At 34.6% G+C, this 17,201-nt stretch carries 17 protein-coding genes, 1 tRNA gene, 2 rRNA genes and 1 pseudogene; 6 read left to right on the top strand and 15 right to left on the bottom strand.

Going from position 1 to position 17,201, the window contains the following annotated elements:
• The first annotated feature begins 73 nt into the window (after positions 1 to 73).
• From rpmH to OPR37_RS04680, 3 genes are read left to right on the top strand one after another with little or no spacing between them, the layout of a single operon-like run.
• Positions 74 to 208 (top strand): 50S ribosomal protein L34, encoded by a 135-nt coding sequence (rpmH, locus tag OPR37_RS04670; RefSeq protein WP_265016837.1) that lies wholly within the window; start codon positions 74 to 76, stop codon positions 206 to 208.
• Positions 192 to 569, top strand: coding sequence for a ribonuclease P protein component (rnpA, locus tag OPR37_RS04675; protein WP_081439702.1), 378 nt, complete (start codon positions 192 to 194; stop codon positions 567 to 569). Before rpmH ends, rnpA begins: the two co-directional genes overlap by 17 nt.
• A gap of 60 nt (positions 570 to 629) precedes the next feature.
• Positions 630 to 851, top strand: a complete 222-nt coding sequence (locus OPR37_RS04680) for a hypothetical protein (protein ID WP_254229952.1) — start codon at positions 630 to 632, stop codon at positions 849 to 851.
• On the opposite strand, the pseudogene OPR37_RS06240 reads toward OPR37_RS04680, so the two are convergent.
• The 3 genes and pseudogenes from OPR37_RS06240 to OPR37_RS04690 all read right to left on the bottom strand — a co-directional run.
• Positions 830 to 1,686, bottom strand: a pseudogene (locus OPR37_RS06240) (IS66 family transposase); the annotation flags it as partial. The gene OPR37_RS04680 and the pseudogene OPR37_RS06240 sit on opposite strands and share 22 nt — an antisense overlap.
• Positions 1,687 to 1,877: 191 nt before the next feature.
• Positions 1,878 to 1,984 (bottom strand): 5S ribosomal RNA (gene rrf / locus OPR37_RS04685).
• 67 nt (positions 1,985 to 2,051) lie between these two features.
• A 23S ribosomal RNA gene (locus OPR37_RS04690) occupies positions 2,052 to 4,816 on the bottom strand.
• Between the two features lie 331 nt (positions 4,817 to 5,147).
• Between OPR37_RS04690 and OPR37_RS04695 the strand changes: the two genes are divergently transcribed.
• From OPR37_RS04695 to ruvX, 3 genes are read left to right on the top strand one after another with little or no spacing between them, the layout of a single operon-like run.
• Positions 5,148 to 6,218, top strand: a complete 1,071-nt coding sequence (locus OPR37_RS04695) for a methyltransferase domain-containing protein (RefSeq protein WP_007302520.1) — start codon at positions 5,148 to 5,150, stop codon at positions 6,216 to 6,218.
• Between the two features lie 48 nt (positions 6,219 to 6,266).
• Positions 6,267 to 8,051: a ribonucleoside-diphosphate reductase subunit alpha gene (locus tag OPR37_RS04700; RefSeq protein WP_007302519.1), complete on the top strand. Its 1,785-nt coding sequence runs from the start codon at positions 6,267 to 6,269 to the stop codon at positions 8,049 to 8,051.
• A gap of 57 nt (positions 8,052 to 8,108) precedes the next feature.
• Positions 8,109 to 8,576 carry a Holliday junction resolvase RuvX gene (gene ruvX, locus OPR37_RS04705; protein ID WP_143689150.1) on the top strand — a complete coding sequence of 156 codons (468 nt, stop codon included), beginning with the start codon at positions 8,109 to 8,111 and terminating at the stop codon, positions 8,574 to 8,576.
• Between the two features lie 25 nt (positions 8,577 to 8,601).
• Here ruvX and ruvC read toward each other — a convergent pair whose 3' ends face one another.
• The 12 genes from ruvC to pheS all read right to left on the bottom strand — a co-directional run bounded on the left by ruvC (position 8,602) and on the right by pheS (position 17,078).
• A complete protein-coding gene (ruvC, locus tag OPR37_RS04710) occupies positions 8,602 to 9,090 on the bottom strand; it encodes a crossover junction endodeoxyribonuclease RuvC (RefSeq protein ID WP_019236913.1) in 489 nt (162 codons plus the stop codon).
• Complete coding sequence (locus OPR37_RS04715; protein WP_019236912.1) at positions 9,091 to 9,918, bottom strand: cytochrome c oxidase subunit 3; 828 nt, start codon at positions 9,916 to 9,918, stop codon at positions 9,091 to 9,093. It abuts the gene before it with no gap.
• 47 nt (positions 9,919 to 9,965) lie between these two features.
• Positions 9,966 to 10,625 carry a TenA family protein gene (locus tag OPR37_RS04720; RefSeq protein WP_007302513.1) on the bottom strand — a complete coding sequence of 220 codons (660 nt, stop codon included), beginning with the start codon at positions 10,623 to 10,625 and terminating at the stop codon, positions 9,966 to 9,968.
• A gap of 39 nt (positions 10,626 to 10,664) precedes the next feature.
• Positions 10,665 to 11,330 (bottom strand): TenA family protein, encoded by a 666-nt coding sequence (locus OPR37_RS04725; RefSeq protein ID WP_007302512.1) that lies wholly within the window; start codon positions 11,328 to 11,330, stop codon positions 10,665 to 10,667.
• A gap of 109 nt (positions 11,331 to 11,439) precedes the next feature.
• Positions 11,440 to 12,606, bottom strand: coding sequence for a methionine adenosyltransferase (gene metK, locus OPR37_RS04730; protein WP_007302511.1), 1,167 nt, complete (start codon positions 12,604 to 12,606; stop codon positions 11,440 to 11,442).
• 39 nt (positions 12,607 to 12,645) lie between these two features.
• A tRNA-Ile gene (locus OPR37_RS04735) sits at positions 12,646 to 12,722 on the bottom strand.
• A gap of 8 nt (positions 12,723 to 12,730) precedes the next feature.
• Positions 12,731 to 13,000 (bottom strand): 50S ribosomal protein L27, encoded by a 270-nt coding sequence (gene rpmA, locus OPR37_RS04740; RefSeq protein ID WP_006012184.1) that lies wholly within the window; start codon positions 12,998 to 13,000, stop codon positions 12,731 to 12,733.
• Positions 13,001 to 13,010: 10 nt separating this feature from the next.
• A complete protein-coding gene (gene rplU, locus OPR37_RS04745) occupies positions 13,011 to 13,313 on the bottom strand; it encodes a 50S ribosomal protein L21 (RefSeq protein ID WP_007302510.1) in 303 nt (100 codons plus the stop codon).
• A 218-nt stretch (positions 13,314 to 13,531) separates the two neighbouring features.
• The gene (locus tag OPR37_RS04750) at positions 13,532 to 14,011 is read right to left on the bottom strand and encodes an outer membrane protein (protein ID WP_019236910.1); all 480 of its coding nucleotides are present in this window, start codon (positions 14,009 to 14,011) and stop codon (positions 13,532 to 13,534) included.
• Between the two features lie 234 nt (positions 14,012 to 14,245).
• Positions 14,246 to 14,716, bottom strand: a complete 471-nt coding sequence (locus tag OPR37_RS04755) for a P44/Msp2 family outer membrane protein (protein WP_019236909.1) — start codon at positions 14,714 to 14,716, stop codon at positions 14,246 to 14,248.
• A gap of 82 nt (positions 14,717 to 14,798) precedes the next feature.
• Complete coding sequence (locus OPR37_RS04760; protein WP_019236908.1) at positions 14,799 to 16,034, bottom strand: NTP transferase domain-containing protein; 1,236 nt, start codon at positions 16,032 to 16,034, stop codon at positions 14,799 to 14,801.
• On the bottom strand, positions 16,035 to 17,078 hold the full coding sequence (pheS, locus tag OPR37_RS04765; RefSeq protein ID WP_019236907.1) for a phenylalanine--tRNA ligase subunit alpha: 1,044 nt from the start codon (positions 17,076 to 17,078) through the stop codon (positions 16,035 to 16,037).
• Positions 17,079 to 17,201 lie beyond the last annotated feature (123 nt).

Consider the following 17,201-nt stretch of genomic DNA (forward strand, 5'->3'; position numbering starts at 1 on the left):
CCACAGAAGTTGACCATTATTTGACAATAGAGCAAAATAGTTTAAAATAAATAGTCATATTAATATAAAAACAATGAAAAAAACATTTCAACCAAAAAATTTAAAAAAAAAGCACAAACATGGATTTCGTTCACGTATGTCAACAAAAGCTGGAAGAAAAATTCTTAATAAGCGTCGCTCATTAGGGTGTAATAAATTATGCGCATAGTAAGCATAAAAAAAAAGAGTTTTCCTTTGCTTTTAAAAACAGATTAGCATCTTACAGTCTTTTTTATCGAGGGGTATATATATCACTATATGCTATAAAAGAAAGAGAACCTGAAAAGTATATTCATGTTATTAGAGTAGGTCTGGCTATCAGTAAAAAAGTCGGAAAAGCAGCAAAAAGAAATAAAATAAAAAGGCAATTACGAATGCTAGCTAAAGTTAGCATTTCTAATATAAGTAATGTAGGATACTATTACATAATACTAACCCATCAAAACATTATGCAAGCAGGCTATAAAAATTTACAAAAAGACCTCAATATTTGCTTAAAGAAAGATAAAATAAGAAGGAATTTTCACTAAAGTATTTACAGCTATATTTTTTATGATAAGATGAGTGAGGTTTTTAAAATAAATTAATAGATGTGGGTGCTTGAGGTAGAAAGTATAAAAAAACAAGATAAAAAGCTCGATACAAATAATGCTGAAGAGAGTTTTTATGAATATAGAAAGTCTAGCTATCGTACACAATGGGGAATGGCATTTGAACAAAGCCAATATTTAGAACAAAATAAAGATCATCCTAGAGGGAAATTGCTAAATTTTAATATAGAAGCAACTCATTACAATAAGAGAATAGTTTGATAAAAGTACCCGTTCAGGGAAGTGGTTGAAGAAACGATAGGTAGGGGATTGTATAGTTCTCTTTGCTTCCATGTTAAGTATAATGAAATTATCCTTTCAAGTTCCTAGCTCTGATTACGTAAAATATGAGCTTTTACAGTAAACGATATAATGCCTAATTTGCTGTTCAGCGTGATAGTGGAATACTTTCTGGTTTATTTAAAAAATTTCACATCATTCTTTCAGATTTTAAAATATTTTTCGCAACTTGAGAAGCTCCAGTTGCTTCAGATAGGTAGCTTCAAGTAATACCTTATACGTTTTGCAACTTTCTTACACTTCTGTTTCATTTTTTAATAAAGCTTTTTTTAGCATAAATAATTCAGTGGATGCGTTTTTTAAGTAACAGCCCAGAATTTTAACTTCAATAGTCCAGCTATGTTTCAAAGTACCTTTCAGCGACTATTACGATTGCACATACACTGTCTTTTAAATCTTCTTTCCCTTTAAAACTTGCAGTATTGCTTCAGCACTAACCAAGTTTACCTTTATTATAACACGTTGATGCGCAAAACCTCACTTTTCTTATTCGATTTGCTCATACACCTTTTTGCATTTGAGGGAATTCTATATTCACTATTTGATACGCTTTCAATTCACATTAAAAACATCACTTATAATTTTCACGTTTTGAATTTTTATAAGATCCACTGAGTGCTACAATTATCACCTAACTATTGGACCAAATGTATCTGCTTTTTGGTAGTTTGCTACTTCTTCTTTCTCCTCATCTCCAACAACTTAATTAATATTCAATTATATAAAGTTTGATTTTCGGAAGATCAATTGTTTGATGATTTGTTAAATGTTGCTATCTCTCCTCCTAATTTGGAAATAAGTGACAAATTCTACTTTTAAATTTTCTACTTTTATCTTAAAGTTTTCGCAGAGTTCTAAAAGATCAGTTATATTACCTCACAGCTACTCTATGTTTACCTTGTTTCATCGCTCTACTGAAAAGATATAAATAAGAAGAAATTTTTATAAACTTGGCAACGACCTACTTTCCCTTTTTAAGTATCATCGGCGCTAAAAAGTTTCACTTCCGAGTTCGAAATGAGATCGGGTGGTTCATTTTTGCTATAGCCACCAAGTCAACAAAAATTTCTGACTTAATAAATTTTAATTTAATATTTAACACTGCATATGCACATATAGAAAGCAAATAAATCAATCAGGCTATTAGTACCAGTTAGCTTCACATGTTACCATGCTTCTACACCTAGCCTATCAACGTGGTAGTCTCCCACGGCCTTAATTGGGAAATTTTTTTGAAGAGGGTTTCTTGCTTATATGCTTTCAGCAATTATCCCATCTATACATAGCTACCCAGCGATGCTATTGGCATAACAGCTGGTACACCAGAGGTATATACATCTCGGTCCTCTCGTACTAGAGTCAGATCTTCTCAAATTTCCTTCACCCACGGCAGATAGAAACCGAACTGTCTCACGACGTTCTAAACCCAACTCACGTAACACTTTAATCGGCGAACAGCCGAACCCTTGGGACCTTCTCCAGCCCCAGGATGTGATGAGTCGACATCGAGGTGCCAAACGGTGTCGTCGATATGAACTCTCGAACACCATCAGCCTGTTATCCCCGGCGTACCTTTTATCCGTTGAGCGATAACCCTTCCATACAGAATTACCGGATCACTATGACCGACTTTCGTCTCTGCTTGGCTTGTCAGCCTCGCAGTCAGGCAAGCTTATGCCATTGTACTATCAAGCTGATTTCCGACCAGCTCTAGCTTACCTTCGCACGCCTCCGTTACTTTTTAGGAGGCGACCGCCCCAGTCAAACTACCCACCATACAATGTCCTAGTTCCAGATAATGAAACATAGTTAGATATCAAAAGTGTAAAGGGTGGTATCTCAAGGTTAACTCCATTATAGCTAGCGCCATAACTTCAAAGTCTCCCACCTATCCTGCACATCACACTTTTAATAGCAATGTAAAGCTATAGTAAAGGTGCACGGGGTCTCTTCGTCTAACCGCGGGTACCCCGCATCTGCACGGGGAATTCAATTTCGCTGAAGTGATGTTGGAGACAGTGGAGAAATCGTTACGCCATTCGTGCGGGTCGGAACTTACCCGACAAGGAATTTCGCTACCTTAGGACCGTCAGTGTTACGGCCGCCGTTTACTGGGGCTTCAATTCAGAGCTTGCACCCCTCCTATTAACCTTCCAGCACCGGGCAGGCGTCAGACCCTATACTTCCACTTACGTGTTTGCAGAGTCCTGTGTTTTTAGTAAACAGTCGCTACTCCCTATTTTGTGCCACCTACTTATAGTTGCCTAAAAGCAGGTTACCCTTCTTCCGAAGTTACAGGTATAATTTGCCGAGTTCCTTCAACATCATTCTTTCAACACCTTAGTATACTCTACTCATCCACCAGTGTCGGTTTACGGTACGGCCTCATAAATATAAGTGCTATTTCCTGGAGCTTCTTTTAAGCATAGATCAATCCAATCAGACCTATACAAATACAAAACCCGTCACACTTAAGAGGTTTAGGAATATTAACCTAATTGCCATCGACTACTCCTTTACGGACTCGCCTTAGGAACCGACTAACCCTACGCAGATTAACTTAACGTAGGAACCCTTAGATTTTTGGTGAGAGTGTTTTTCACACTCTTTTACGCTACTTATGTCAGCATTCTCACTTCCGATATCTCCAGCAGTTTTTACAAACCACCTTCACAGACTTACGGAACGCTCCGCTACCGCGCCTATTAATCGAAATTAATAAGCACCCACATCTTCGGTATACAGCTTTAGCCCCGGTACATTTTCGGCGCAGAAAAACTTATTTAGACAAGTGAGCTGTTACGCTTTCTTTAAAGGATGGCTGCTTCCAAGCCAACCTCCTAGCTGTAATGGTTTTTCTACTTCCTTTCCCACTTAGCTGTAATTTTGGGACCTTAGATAGTGATCTGGGCTGTTTCCCTTTCCACCACGGACTTAGCACCCATAGTGTGTCTGCTGTATAATTAATTATTGGTATTCGGAGTTTGGTTAGATTTGGTAAGATGATGAATCCCCCTAGTCTATCCAGTGCTCTACCCCCAACAACATAAATACAACGCTCTACCTAAATAGATTTCGCGGAGAACCAGCTATTTCCAAGTTTGATTGGCCTTTCACCCCTAATCACAACTCATCCAATAATGTTGCAACATTAACTGGTTCGATCCTTCAGTATGTTTTACCATACCTTCAATCTGGTCATGACTAGATCACTTGGTTTCGGGTCTAATCCATAAAACTAAACGCCCTATTCAGACTTGCTTTCGCTACGCCTACACCTATCGGCTTAAGCTTGCTTCATAGATTAACTCGCTGACCCATTATGCAAAAGGTACGCTGTCACTCTAAATATCAATAAATTGATATAGAGCTCCAACTGTTTGTAAGCACTTGATTTCAGATTCTATTTCACTCCCCTCCCGGGGTTCTTTTCACCTTTCCCTCACGGTACTTGTTCGCTATCGGTCGTTAAGGAGTATTTAGGCTTGGAGGATGGTCCCCCCATATTCAAACAGGATTTCACGTGCCCCGCTCTACTCAAGGATTTAAAAACTTTCTATTTGTACAGGACTATCACCTTCTATGGTTACCATTTCCAGAGTATTCTAATTCTTATTTTTAAATCACTAGCCTTTTCCGCTTTCGCTCGTCACTACTAACAGAATCTCGGTTGATTTCTTTTCCTTTGGCTACTTAGATATTTCAGTTCACCAAGTTTGCTTTATATACTTAGTATATAATAACTAGCTAAGCTAGTTGGGTTTCCCCATTCGGAAATCTGCGGATCAAAATTTGTTGACAATTTCCCGCAGCTTATCGCAGCCTGCCACGTCCTTCATCGCCTCTTAACGCCAAGGCATCCATCAAGTGCTCTTAATAATTTATTTATCTGACTATATGTAGAATATGCAGAGTTAAATATTAACTTACAATTGAATTGAGATTAAATAATCTCTACCATAAAACTTTTCAAACATCTAAAAACTAATCTTTTATATGTTACAATCTGATAAATCATATGTCAACGCCTTTTTACACAAAACATTTACCTATTATTATCAACAACAATATACCAGCAATCTTAAACATTATAATCTAAGAAATATTTGACAAATTGATATGTACAGAAAAATTAATGAAAAAGATATTTTGTAAGATAAAATGTGTTAAAATTAGTTACCTAAAAATGAAAATGAACATTTGGAGTATTTCTAATGTATGAAAAGTAATCTATCTTTTATAAAAAACTTTGCTTTAAATTGTATATCCAAGCTCACTGGCTTATTAAATAGTAAAAAAGTAAAAAATTTCATTATGGATAAATACAGTACTCTCCATAAAGAAATTGTAGTGTTTCTTGAAAAATCTAAAAACCTGTTAAATACCAACACTGAAATCGGGTTATATCACTTCTATAAAGGTAATATATCAGATGCAAAGTTAAGATTTTGGTTAATTAGCATATTCTACCCTAATTTACCTCTAGTCTGGTATAATATCGGAAGATGTCATTTTGCAGTAGGCAATACTAACAAAGCTTATAATTATTTAACAAAAACCCTAAAATTAGATAGTAGTCATAAAGAAGCTTCTTACTATATAAAGAAAATAACAAACACATCAGATATTGTGGAATTGCCTGAAAATCTCATAAAACAATATTTTGATTACACAGGTGAATATTTTGTTGAGCATTGGCTAATTGCCAAACAATACAGAGGGCATGAACTCGTACACATGATAATTACAAAAGTCTTTAACAACTCCACTTCTAAACTGAATATACTCGACCTTGGTTGCGGTACTGGAATATGTGGTCACTTCCTAAAAATAAGTAATATTAGAAGTCGCATAACAGGAGTTGACATCTCAAATAGAATGCTCAATATTGCAAGAGGATGCCTTATAAAAGGTAAACCTGTTTACGATGAGTTAATACATACAGAAATGAAAGAGTTTCTTAAACAAGAGAAGAACCAGCAGTATGATGTAATTATCTTTGCTGAAGTGCTACACTATCTACATGATTTTCTAGCAGAATTGGAACTAGCAAAAGGATTGACAAACAAAAAAGGGGTTATTGTATGTTTAGTAAGAAGAAAGGAAGGTAAAGGTATTGACTTTGTAAACAAAGGAGATTATTTTCGTCACTCAGAAGATTATATTCAGCATGTTGCAAAAGAAACAAATATGCAAATAAGTCAAATGAGTTACTGTAAAATATATGGCAGCCAAGTTGATGGTATCTTGTTTGCATTACAGTATCCACAAAAAAATTTAACAACTTAATCGAGAAATCGCTCAAATAAATGTCTATATTATCATAAAGGGAGTCTTATGAATTACATTGCTATTAACTACGCAAAGGATAGTAAATTAACTGATTTTGGAAAAGCAGTTCTATTGGACAGGTATTTAATAGAAAATGAAAGTTATCAAGATCTCTTTATACGTATTGCCAATTACTACTCTGATAATAAAGAGCATGCACAGCGTCTTTATGATTACATGAGCAATTTATGGTTCATGCCTTCAACTCCAATACTTAGTAATGGTGGTACCAAGAGAGGATTGCCTATTTCCTGCTTTCTTAACGAAACTGAAGATAGCTTGCAGGGAATAGTTGATTTATGGAATGAAAATGTTTGGCTCGCTGCACGTGGTGGTGGAATAGGTAGTTATTGGGGAAATTTACGTTCAATTGGTGAAAGTGTCAAAGGTAGCGGTAAAACATCAGGAATTGTGCCATTTATCGTAGTACAAAATGCTCTGACGCTTGCAATCAGCCAAGGATCCTTAAGAAGAGGAAGCTCAGCAGTTTATCTTCCTGTATGGCATCCAGAAATAGAAGAGTTTCTAGATTTACGTAAGCCAACTGGTGGTGACCCAAATCGCAAAGCATTAAATATACATCATGCTGTAATAGTAACAGATAAGTTTATGCAAGCTGTTGAAGATGATCAAGAATGGGATTTAATAAGCCCTCATAACAATAAAGTTATTTCAACAGTAAAAGCACGGGATATATGGATTAAAATATTAACAGCAAGAGTTGAAACTGGAGAACCTTACATTATTTTCCTTGATGCAACAAATAACAATAAGCCAGAATCTTACAAAAAACTCAACTTAGACATCAAAATGTCAAACCTATGCAGTGAAATAACTTTAACTACAGGTTACGATCACCTGAAAAAGTCACGCACTGCTGTATGTTGTTTATCATCCGTAAATCTTGAATACTACGAAGAATGGAAAGATAATGAGCTTTTCATAGAAGATATAATGCGTTTTCTTGATAATGTATTAGAGGATTTCATAAACCAAGCACCAAATGAAATACAGCGAGCAAAATATTCCGCAATAAGAGAGCGTAGTATCGGTCTTGGCGTGATGGGTTTTCATTCATTTTTACAAAGTAAAATGGTTCCTTTTGAATCAGTAACAGCCCAACAATGGAATAAAAAAGTATTTAAGCATTTGCGCGAGCAAGCAGATGTAGTTTCTAAAAAATTAGCAGAAGAAAAAGGGCCATGTCTTGATGCTAAAGAAATCGATCTAATGGAAAGGTTTACACATAAGCTCGCTATTGCTCCAACTGCCTCAATTTCGATTATCGCAGGCAACACTTCCCCTGGAATAGAGCCATATGCAGCAAACGTATTTATACAGAAGACACTTACAGGTTCATTTGTAGTACGAAATAAATTCTTGCAAAAACTACTAGCAGAAAAAAATCAAGACAATGATGAAATATGGTCCTCAATTTCAACAAATGAGGGTTCTGTTCAGCATTTAGATTTTCTTAGCAAGCATGAAAAACTGACATTTAAAACAGCATACGAACTTGATCAACAATGGATCATAGAACATGCAAGTGATAGAACTCCTTATATTTGTCAATCTCAATCAGTAAATCTGTTCTTACCTGCCAATGTGCATAAACGTTACTTACACAAAATACATATGCTTGCTTGGAAAAAAGGATTAAAAAGCTTGTATTACTGCAGATCACAATCAATGCAGAGAGCTGACAAGGTCTCACATGACATATTCAAAAAAAGTGAAATATTGCAACAAAAAACAGATATTAATTATGATGAATGTCTATCATGCCAGTAGACTGTACATAACTTACTGTCACAAAAATACAATTGTACAAAAGTTATGTTTTCATAGATGCTACATAGAAATCCAGATGAATTTCTAAAGTCTATTCCAAGAGATAAACGTATAATGTGCCTTGATATGGGAGAAAAACAAATAGGCATAGCATTTAGTGATAAAACACAGCTTATAGCTACAGCTCATAGTATATATTATAGAAGAAATATGAGCAAAGATTTAGGTTATCTAAATAGAGTGCTTAAAGAAAATGAAGCTGGATCAATGGTAATAGGACTACCATTCAAAATAGATGACCAAGAGACTGAATGGTGTAAAGCAATAATCCAGTTTGCAAATAAAATAATAAAAAAATGTAAAGTACACATATACCTACAAGACGAAAGTCTATCAACATCTCTTGCAACTCACGCACTAAAAATTACTGGAATATCAATCACAAAATCAAAAAAAATAGATGATAAAATTGCTGCATGTATTATTCTGCAACGAACGTTAGATAAGATAAATACCATCAAATAGTTTTTTCAACTGAATTCATGTAAAACTATTCAATAAAACAAGAACTTCTCGTATAAGCATGACAAATTGCTGTAGCAAGAGCATCAGCAGTATGATGACATTTTATATTTAAGTTTTTAACTATTTGCTTCACCATAAATATAATCTGATCCTTATCAGCATGACCATTTCCAGTAATGCTCTTTTTTATATAGTTTGCATCATATTCATTCATGGGTAAATCCGTCATTCGTAATATTAAAATTGCAATCGCTCTTGCATATCCTAAAGTTAGCGAAGATTTTGGGTTCTTATTAACAAAAATTTTCTCTACTGCAGCTTCATTTGGAGAGTATAGAGAAATTACTTTCTTTAATTCTTCAAAAATTATATGTAAACGCTCACCTGTACCCAACTTACTATCAGTTGATATGGCACCACCACCCAAAAATTCAATACTATTTTTTTCTTCCAGATTGATAATTGCCCAACCAGTTTTGCTTATTCCTGGATCTAGACCTATTATCTTAATCACTTAATAAATGCTGAGCCAATAAACAAACAAAAATAAAAATATCCAAACTACATCAACGAAGTGCCAATACCAAGAAGCAAACTCAAAACATAAATGATCTTGAGGTGTAATCTGATTTTTTCGAGCTCTAAATAAACATACTGACAAGAATATTATCCCTATTATAACATGTACACAATGAAAACCAGTAATCATGTAAAAGTTGGATGTATAGATAAGTTTCTCTCCCGCTTCTTGTAGAGAAAAACTTGCTTCATAATACTCAATTGCTTGCACTATTATAAAGAACATCCCAAGCAATATAGTTATAGACAGCATTTTAATCATGCTCTTTTGATCATTTTCAAGTAAAAAATGATGTGCTGAAGTAATCGTTGTACCAGAAAGTAATAATATTAGTGTATTCATAAATGGTAACGACCACGGATCCGGTGGTAAAATCCCTTCAGGGGGCCATTCAACTTTTTTTGTAGGAGAAAACGCTTCAAATAAAAAAACCGGATCAAGCCAGGCTTTAAAGAATGAACAAAAGAACGCTATAAAAAACACAACTTCCGAGAGGATAAATAAGTACATTGCAAGCTTGAGTCCATGTTTTACAATGGCAGTATGGCATTTATCATAAATTGCTTCTCTTATTACATCTCTCCACCAATAAAACAGCACTCCTGATACCGCAGAGATTCCCAAAACTAAACCAAATATTCCAGAAATTTGTTTATGGAGTGTACCAACTAATCCAAGTGCAAGAACAAGAATTGCTGCTGATATAGCAATTGGCCAGGGACTTGGGTCCACTAAATGAAAATCATGTTCTTTACTTTTCATATCACCTTCAAAAATACATATCAAGCATACAAATTAGCTTAAAATTGTCAATATTTCTTAAAATCTTGATCAAATTTTGAAAAATTATATGCGCTATTCCAAAAGTCTAACTCAAATTGTGCAGTTATTTTAAATAATTCAAGCATTCTGGTTCTTTCACTTTCCCTTGCTTTGTTACAATACTCGTCAACAATATCTTCCAAAGCAACACATCCAGATTCCATCAAACTACCGCCAAAAAAATCAAACCAATCCTTATATCTATTATTTTTTTTAATTTTATTTCTCATATTATCAACAATAATTTTATATATAAAATGGCAAGAGTAAAGAACTGTTACAGCTTCATAAATGTCGCTATACGAAGTAGACAAAAGAAAGTTAGTAAAATTGAAACATTCAAGCGACTTTTCTCCACGATTTATGGAGTATACAGTAAAGTAGTGGTCGTATAACACTCTCATAATCTCTATTCCTCCTTTAGCCACCCCAATCAATGGAACAATGTTATTACAACTCTCCATTTTTGATGCAGTCATTAAAACAGTACGAACATAATCAGCTAAAAAGAATGCATCTTGTTGTATATAAAATTTGAAGTTTTCTATGTTTAAAGTATTATTTGCTAATTCAACATTGAAAGGATGCTCAATAATATCCTTTAAAAGATTTGACCCATAATAACTCTTAATTATACCACTAAACATCACATAAACTAGAATATAATTTAGTGTTAATACTACAGATTATGCTAGAGAATACATCTCATCCCAAAACATTATTTCTAGCTCTAGACCTCTCTTAAAAAACTCACGCATCTTTTTCCTCTCACAATCACCAGCCTTTGCATATAGATTATTTGCAACGTCAGTAACTTGATTAATCGTAGCATTCATTACTGTGTTATTATAGATATCAATCCACCCTTGATATCTGTGATCTTCAACTTTTTTAGGCATAACCTCTCCTACCATATGATTTATAATAATTTGGTATATATTAAAACAAGGATAAGACGCTGCTAAAGCTTCAGCAACAGAATTATGATATGCAGCACGCATAAAAAAATCAGTAAAAGCAGAACAAGATTTTGATTTTTTATGATTATCGGATAAATCACAAGTCTCAAAATATTCAGTATACTGCTTTCGAACCGCAAATGTTCCCCTTGCTACATTAACCAAACTGCCCATTATTTCAATGTCATCAACTTTAGCTGCAATAATCAATAAAGCACGAGTACAGTCCACTAAATATAAAAAATCCTGCTGAAGATAAATTTTGAACTTTTCATAATCTAGCGTATTGTTTATCAATTCAACATTGAAAGGATGTTCTTTTATTTCTTCAATAAGATCAGATGATTCTTTTATAGCAATATCATAAAATTCTTCTTTTGGTTTGTTGGACATCTTGTAAGCCTCATAAATATTAAAACTAGTATAGTTACTAAAAAGTTACTTACAATTTATAATAAGTTATTATATCAGTATCAAGCTAGAAATAAAAGAGTTTAATAGTTTAAAGAAATTCTCTCTTTTCTTCTTCTATATTAAATTCTTTACAAAAATCAGTAGATAAGTCCACACCTTCCCAAGAAAATCCACCATCACTTTCTAACTTTTTACCAAAATGCCCATAGCAGGCTGTACGTTTATATATAGGACGATTAAGTGATAAATGTCTTATTATGCCTTTAGTTGATAAATCTATGTTACCTTCAATAAACCCTTTAATCCTCTCTTCATCTATTGTATTCGTGCCAAATGTATCAATGTAAAATGAAGTAGGTTTTGAGACACCAATTGCATAAGAAAGCTGCACAAGACAACGTTCAGCTAAACCTGCAAAGACAATATTTTTAGCAAGGTATCTCGCCATATAAGCTGCGGATCTATCAACTTTTGTTGCATCTTTTCCAGAAAAGGCTCCTCCACCGTGTGGAATATAGCCTCCATAAGTATCAACCATAATTTTTCGTCCGGTTAATCCACAATCACCAACTGGTCCACCAATAACAAATCTACCTGTTGGATTGACTAAGAGATTTTCTTTAGGGCACATCCACCCTTTAGGTAAAGATGAAGCTATGTAAGGATAAATTATTTCCTTCACTTTCGATTGACTCAGATCCTCAAGATGCTGTATTGAAACAACAATACTTTCAGCACGCACTGGAAGGTTATTCTCATACGCCAAAGTGATTTGCGATTTTGCATCCGGACCAAGCTTTACCTCTTTGACCATACTCATGATATTTCTCAGAATCGAGTGTGCATAAAAAATGGGTGCTGGCATGAGGCTTTCTGTCTCTATTGTTGCATAGCCATACATTATGCCCTGATCCCCAGCACCTTGATCCACACCTATTGCAATGTCATTTGATTGTTCATGTAGTAATATATTTACTTTCACTGTTTCCCAGTGGAAACCATCATGCTCATAACCAATATCTTTTATTGTATTCCGTACAATACTTTCAATCTTGCTATTTTCAATGTTCGGCCCAAATACTTCCCCAGCTATAATAACATTATCTTTAGTAACTAAAGTCTCTATTGCAGTACGAGAGGAAGAGTCATTAAAAAGGTATTCGTCAAGTATTGCATCTGAAATCTGGTCTGCTACTTTGTCTGGATGACCGGCTGCTACTGATTCACTGGTTACTGAATTCTTATGTAAAACCATCGTTTAGTTACACGATATCAAAACTATTGCAAATTTAAATGGTGGGTCTGGGAAGAGTTGAACCTCCGACCTCACGCTTATCAGGCGTGCGCTCTAACCACCTGAGCTACAGACCCGTATCTATTCAAGCCAAGGCTTGCATATCATCTGTAGGCACAACATCAATAAACGTCTTTTTATTTGCTGATTTTCTAAAACTCACCCAGCCTTTCGTTTTAGCAAAAATCGTATGATCTTTACCCATACCAACATTCTTTCCAGGATGAAATTTTGTACCTCTTTGACGTACAATTATGTTACCTGGAATAACCTCACCATTCTTCTTTATCCCGAGCCGACGCCCTGCCGAATCTCTACCATTACAGGAACTACCACCTGATTTTTTAGTTGCCATATCTTACCTCTTACTTTTGAAGACTAATTTCATTGATACGAAGAACAGTAATATACTGCCTATGACCATTTTTCCTACGGTAATTTTTTCTTCTCTTTTTCTTAAAGATTATAATTTTTTTATCTCTACACTGCTCCAGTACTTCAGCTTTAACAACAGCATTAGATGAACAAGATAAGCCATTGTTTGAAACACAAATCACTTTATTGATTTCCACTTCCTCTTTTTCTTCAGCTTGTAATCTTTCTACTTTAATTATGCTGCCTTTTTTTACTAAATACTGCTTTCCACCAGTTTCGATTACTGCAAACATGACAAATATCAATTATTGTTATTAACACTAATCGTAAATGATGTCACACATACTGTCAATATAAATAAAAACATGAAATACTTCTACCTTTATCTGCTTTTCCTCGTGGAGAGTAGTCAAGTTTTAAAACTTGACTACTCTCAAATTCTCTTAGTCTCATGAAAACTTTACGACGTTAATAAAAACTCAAGCTTTCACTAAAAACATTCAATCGGAGCTTATAAATTAAAACTCATTCCAAGTTCAAACCCATGAGAAAAATTACTGAACTTGTGAAGTTTATAGCCAGCGAAAACATTCGTTCTCTCAGAAAGTGGAAGATTAATACCAGCACCTATCTGGTAGGAAAAAAACTTTTCTACGTCTGGCTGTTGATCTTGCTGTGCTGGTTGAGATACTTTAGCTCCACCTCCTACACCAAAAGTAACATAAGGGGTAATATCCGTACTTTCAAATTGATGATGATAATGAAGCTTTGCCATGAATCCTAACTCTGCCAAAGATCCTCCAAACAAAACAGATTTCAATACAGGACCAGCTGAAATTTTTATGCTATCTGTATAATGATAGCCAAGCTCATAATTAATACCAAGATTGCCATATGACGACGAAGTATAGATTCTATCTCTAATCCAATCAACTCCAAAAGACGGTGCTGACAGAGAACAGCAGACTACTAAAGTAAGTAATTTTTTCATTTTTACCCTCTAACCATGAATATACGCATATATACTCACAGAAAAGTTAAAAATTACATAACTTACATAATAAAATCGGAATCACTTTCTTAGCTACTTGCCTTTCTCTTGCAATTGCCAAACTTCTCTTTGTCACATTTTGTTACCTACTGCAATCATCATTTTAGCCTATATCACTTGCTTTTTTTCAACAAAAATTCAAACCAGACTTCACTAAAAACATTCAATCGGAGCTTACAAATTAAAACTCATTCCAAATTCAACCCCATGCGAAAGTTCATGAAACTTCTGCAGCTTGTAGCCAGCAAAAACACTTGTTCTCTCAGAAAGTGGAAGATTAATACCAGAACCTATTTGATAAGAAAAAAATTCTTCTACGTCTGGCCCTTGATTTTCTAAAAGAGGAATTTTAGCAACTCCTCCTATACCAAAAGTAACATAAGGAGTAATATCTGTATTTTCAAATTTATAATGATAATGAAGCTTTGTCATAAGTCCCGCGTCTAAAATCCCTTCACTCATAACAAGTTTAACTGCAGGACCAAATGAAATTTTAATGCTATCTGTACAATGATAGCCAAGATCATAATTAACACCAAGCATGCCATATGACGAAGAGGTGTAGGTTCTATCTTTAACCCAATCAACTCCAAAAGACGGTGCTGACAAAGAACAGCAAGCCAACAAAGTAAGTAACTTTTTCATTTTTATCCTCCAAAGATTAATATATGCATATACAAGCATATAAATATTAAAAATAGTATAAATTGCAAGTAAAAAATTGGAATTATTTTATTTTTTTTGTTATTTGTCTTTCTCTTGCAATTGCCAGACTTCCCTTTGGCACATCTTTGACTACAACGCTACCTGCTGCAACTAGAGAGTCATCATGAACATTAAGCGGTGCAATTAATGAACTATTGGCACCAATAAAACAATTGCTTCCAATATTTGTTCTATGTTTCTTTTTCCCATCATAATTACAAATAACGGTACCTGCACCTATGTTACTCCCCTGCCCTACCTGAGTATTTCCTATATAACTTAAATGCTTTATCTTAGTATTTATACCTATATCACTTGCTTTTGTTTCAACAAAATTACCTATGATTGCACCATCACCTATTGTTGTATTTTCACATTTGGCAAATGGACCAACCCTAACACCAGATCCTATTTTTACTCCAGGACCAAAAAAAACGTATGGGTAAACAATCGAATCCATACCAATTTGCGTATCAAGAGAGAAGAAAACAGTTTCTGGAGCAACAAGCGTTACTCCAGAGTTAGTGAAAAACTTTCTTTTTTCTTCTTGAAAGTAAAACTCGGCCGTTGCAAGGTCATTCCTATTATTTATGCCAGTTGCCTCCTCCTCATCAGCAATAACATAGCCGACATTTAAATTACTCTTTACTGCAATGGCAACGATATCGGTCAAGTAATATTCATGAGCTTGGTTATTACACTCTATTTTCTCCACCAATTCACGTAGATTCTTTTCACGTGCAACCATTATTCCGGCATTAGCAAGAAATTCCTCATCATTATTTCTACCATTTTGTGCTTCTACGATTTCTCTTAGGGAACCGTTCTCAATAATTAGTCTACCGTATCCTTTATTATTAGTTTTAAACCCAAGACAAACTAAAGCATTGCTCTCTCCTAAGCAGCTTATCATTTTAGTTATTGTGCTGCTTTTTATTAGTGGAGTATCCCCATACTGCACAACAACTATATCTGACAATTCTTTCAGGTTCCTCATTGCAATTTTGACTGCATCTCCCGTGCCGAGCGTTGACTCTTGTGTAATTAGTTTTATACCCTCAAAGCATTTCAGCCTTTGAGTTAAAGGCAAATCGACTACAATAACTATTTTTTCAGGATTCAGCTGCTTTGCATTGTAAATGACATGCTCAAGCATGGAGAAATTACCTATTTTGTGCAGAACCTTAGGCAAGCTTGAATTCATTCGTTCACTATGCCCAGCAGCAAGTACAACAAATGTATAAGATTTATTTGTCACTTATCTTAAAGACGAAAAATGAAAACCATAATGGTTGAGCCAACTAACTCTATTGTCGTAAAAGCTCCTTAGATCACTAATTTGATATTTCAGCATTGCTAGCCTTTCTATACCAATCCCAAATGCAAAGCCACTGTATTTAGTATCGTCTATTCCAACATTTTTAAAGACATTTGGATGCACCATACCACATCCAAGTACTTCAATCCATTTACTATCTTTATAGCTTATGTCCACTTCCGCAGAAGGTTCAGTAAAAGGGAAAAAACTATTACGAAAGCGTATTCTTAGACCCTTATCTCCGAAAAATTTACTAAGGAAGCAATGAATAGTAAATTTTAATTGGCCCATATTGACATTTTCATTAACATAAAGTCCTTCTATCTGATGAAACATAGGAGTGTGAGTTGCATCAAAGTCATTTCTGTATACCCTGCCTGCAGCCACTATTTTAATTGGAAAAGTTTTTGTCTTTTCCATGGTTCTAATCTGCACAGATGAGGTATGAGTGCGCAGCACCATTCTTTTATCATTTATTTTATTCCTTAAATAGAAGGTATCTTGCTCCTCTCGTGCAGGGTGGTGACTTGGAGTATTTAATGCATCAAATACGTGAAATTCATCTTCAATATCAGGACCATCAACTGCTTTAAAGCCCATATGCGCAAAAATGAGCTTCACTTCACTTATAACTTTACTGAGTGGATGAATCTTGCCAATTCTTTCTGGTCTGACAGGCAGTGTGATATCAACTGCTTCATTTTGCAGTTTTAACTTAACTTCTTTATCTTTCAGTTCATTTTCTTTGCTTGTTATAAGCTGGTCTATCTTATTGCGTAAAACATTAATCACTGCACCTAGGTCGCGTTTCTCTCCTGCATCATCTATATTCTTTAAGTCATCGAAATAAGCTTTTACTACACCCTTTCTCCCCAAGTATGACAACCTAACTTTTTCTAAATCCTTCAAAGAAGCAGCATTTTCAATCTCAGAAACTGCCTTATCTTCAAGTAAAGGTATTTCACTTATTAGCTCTTTATTCACCTTAAAAACGCTAGCTTAAACTTTCATTATAGTGCAATCTTTAATATCATCAATAAAACTATTTGGATAAAAAGTTGTCATCAGAGTAGCTGATCTCTATGATTGGTATCATTAAAATTGCCC

This window comes from Wolbachia endosymbiont (group B) of Lycaena phlaeas (assembly GCF_947251875.1).
Lineage (GTDB): Bacteria > Pseudomonadota > Alphaproteobacteria > Rickettsiales > Anaplasmataceae > Wolbachia.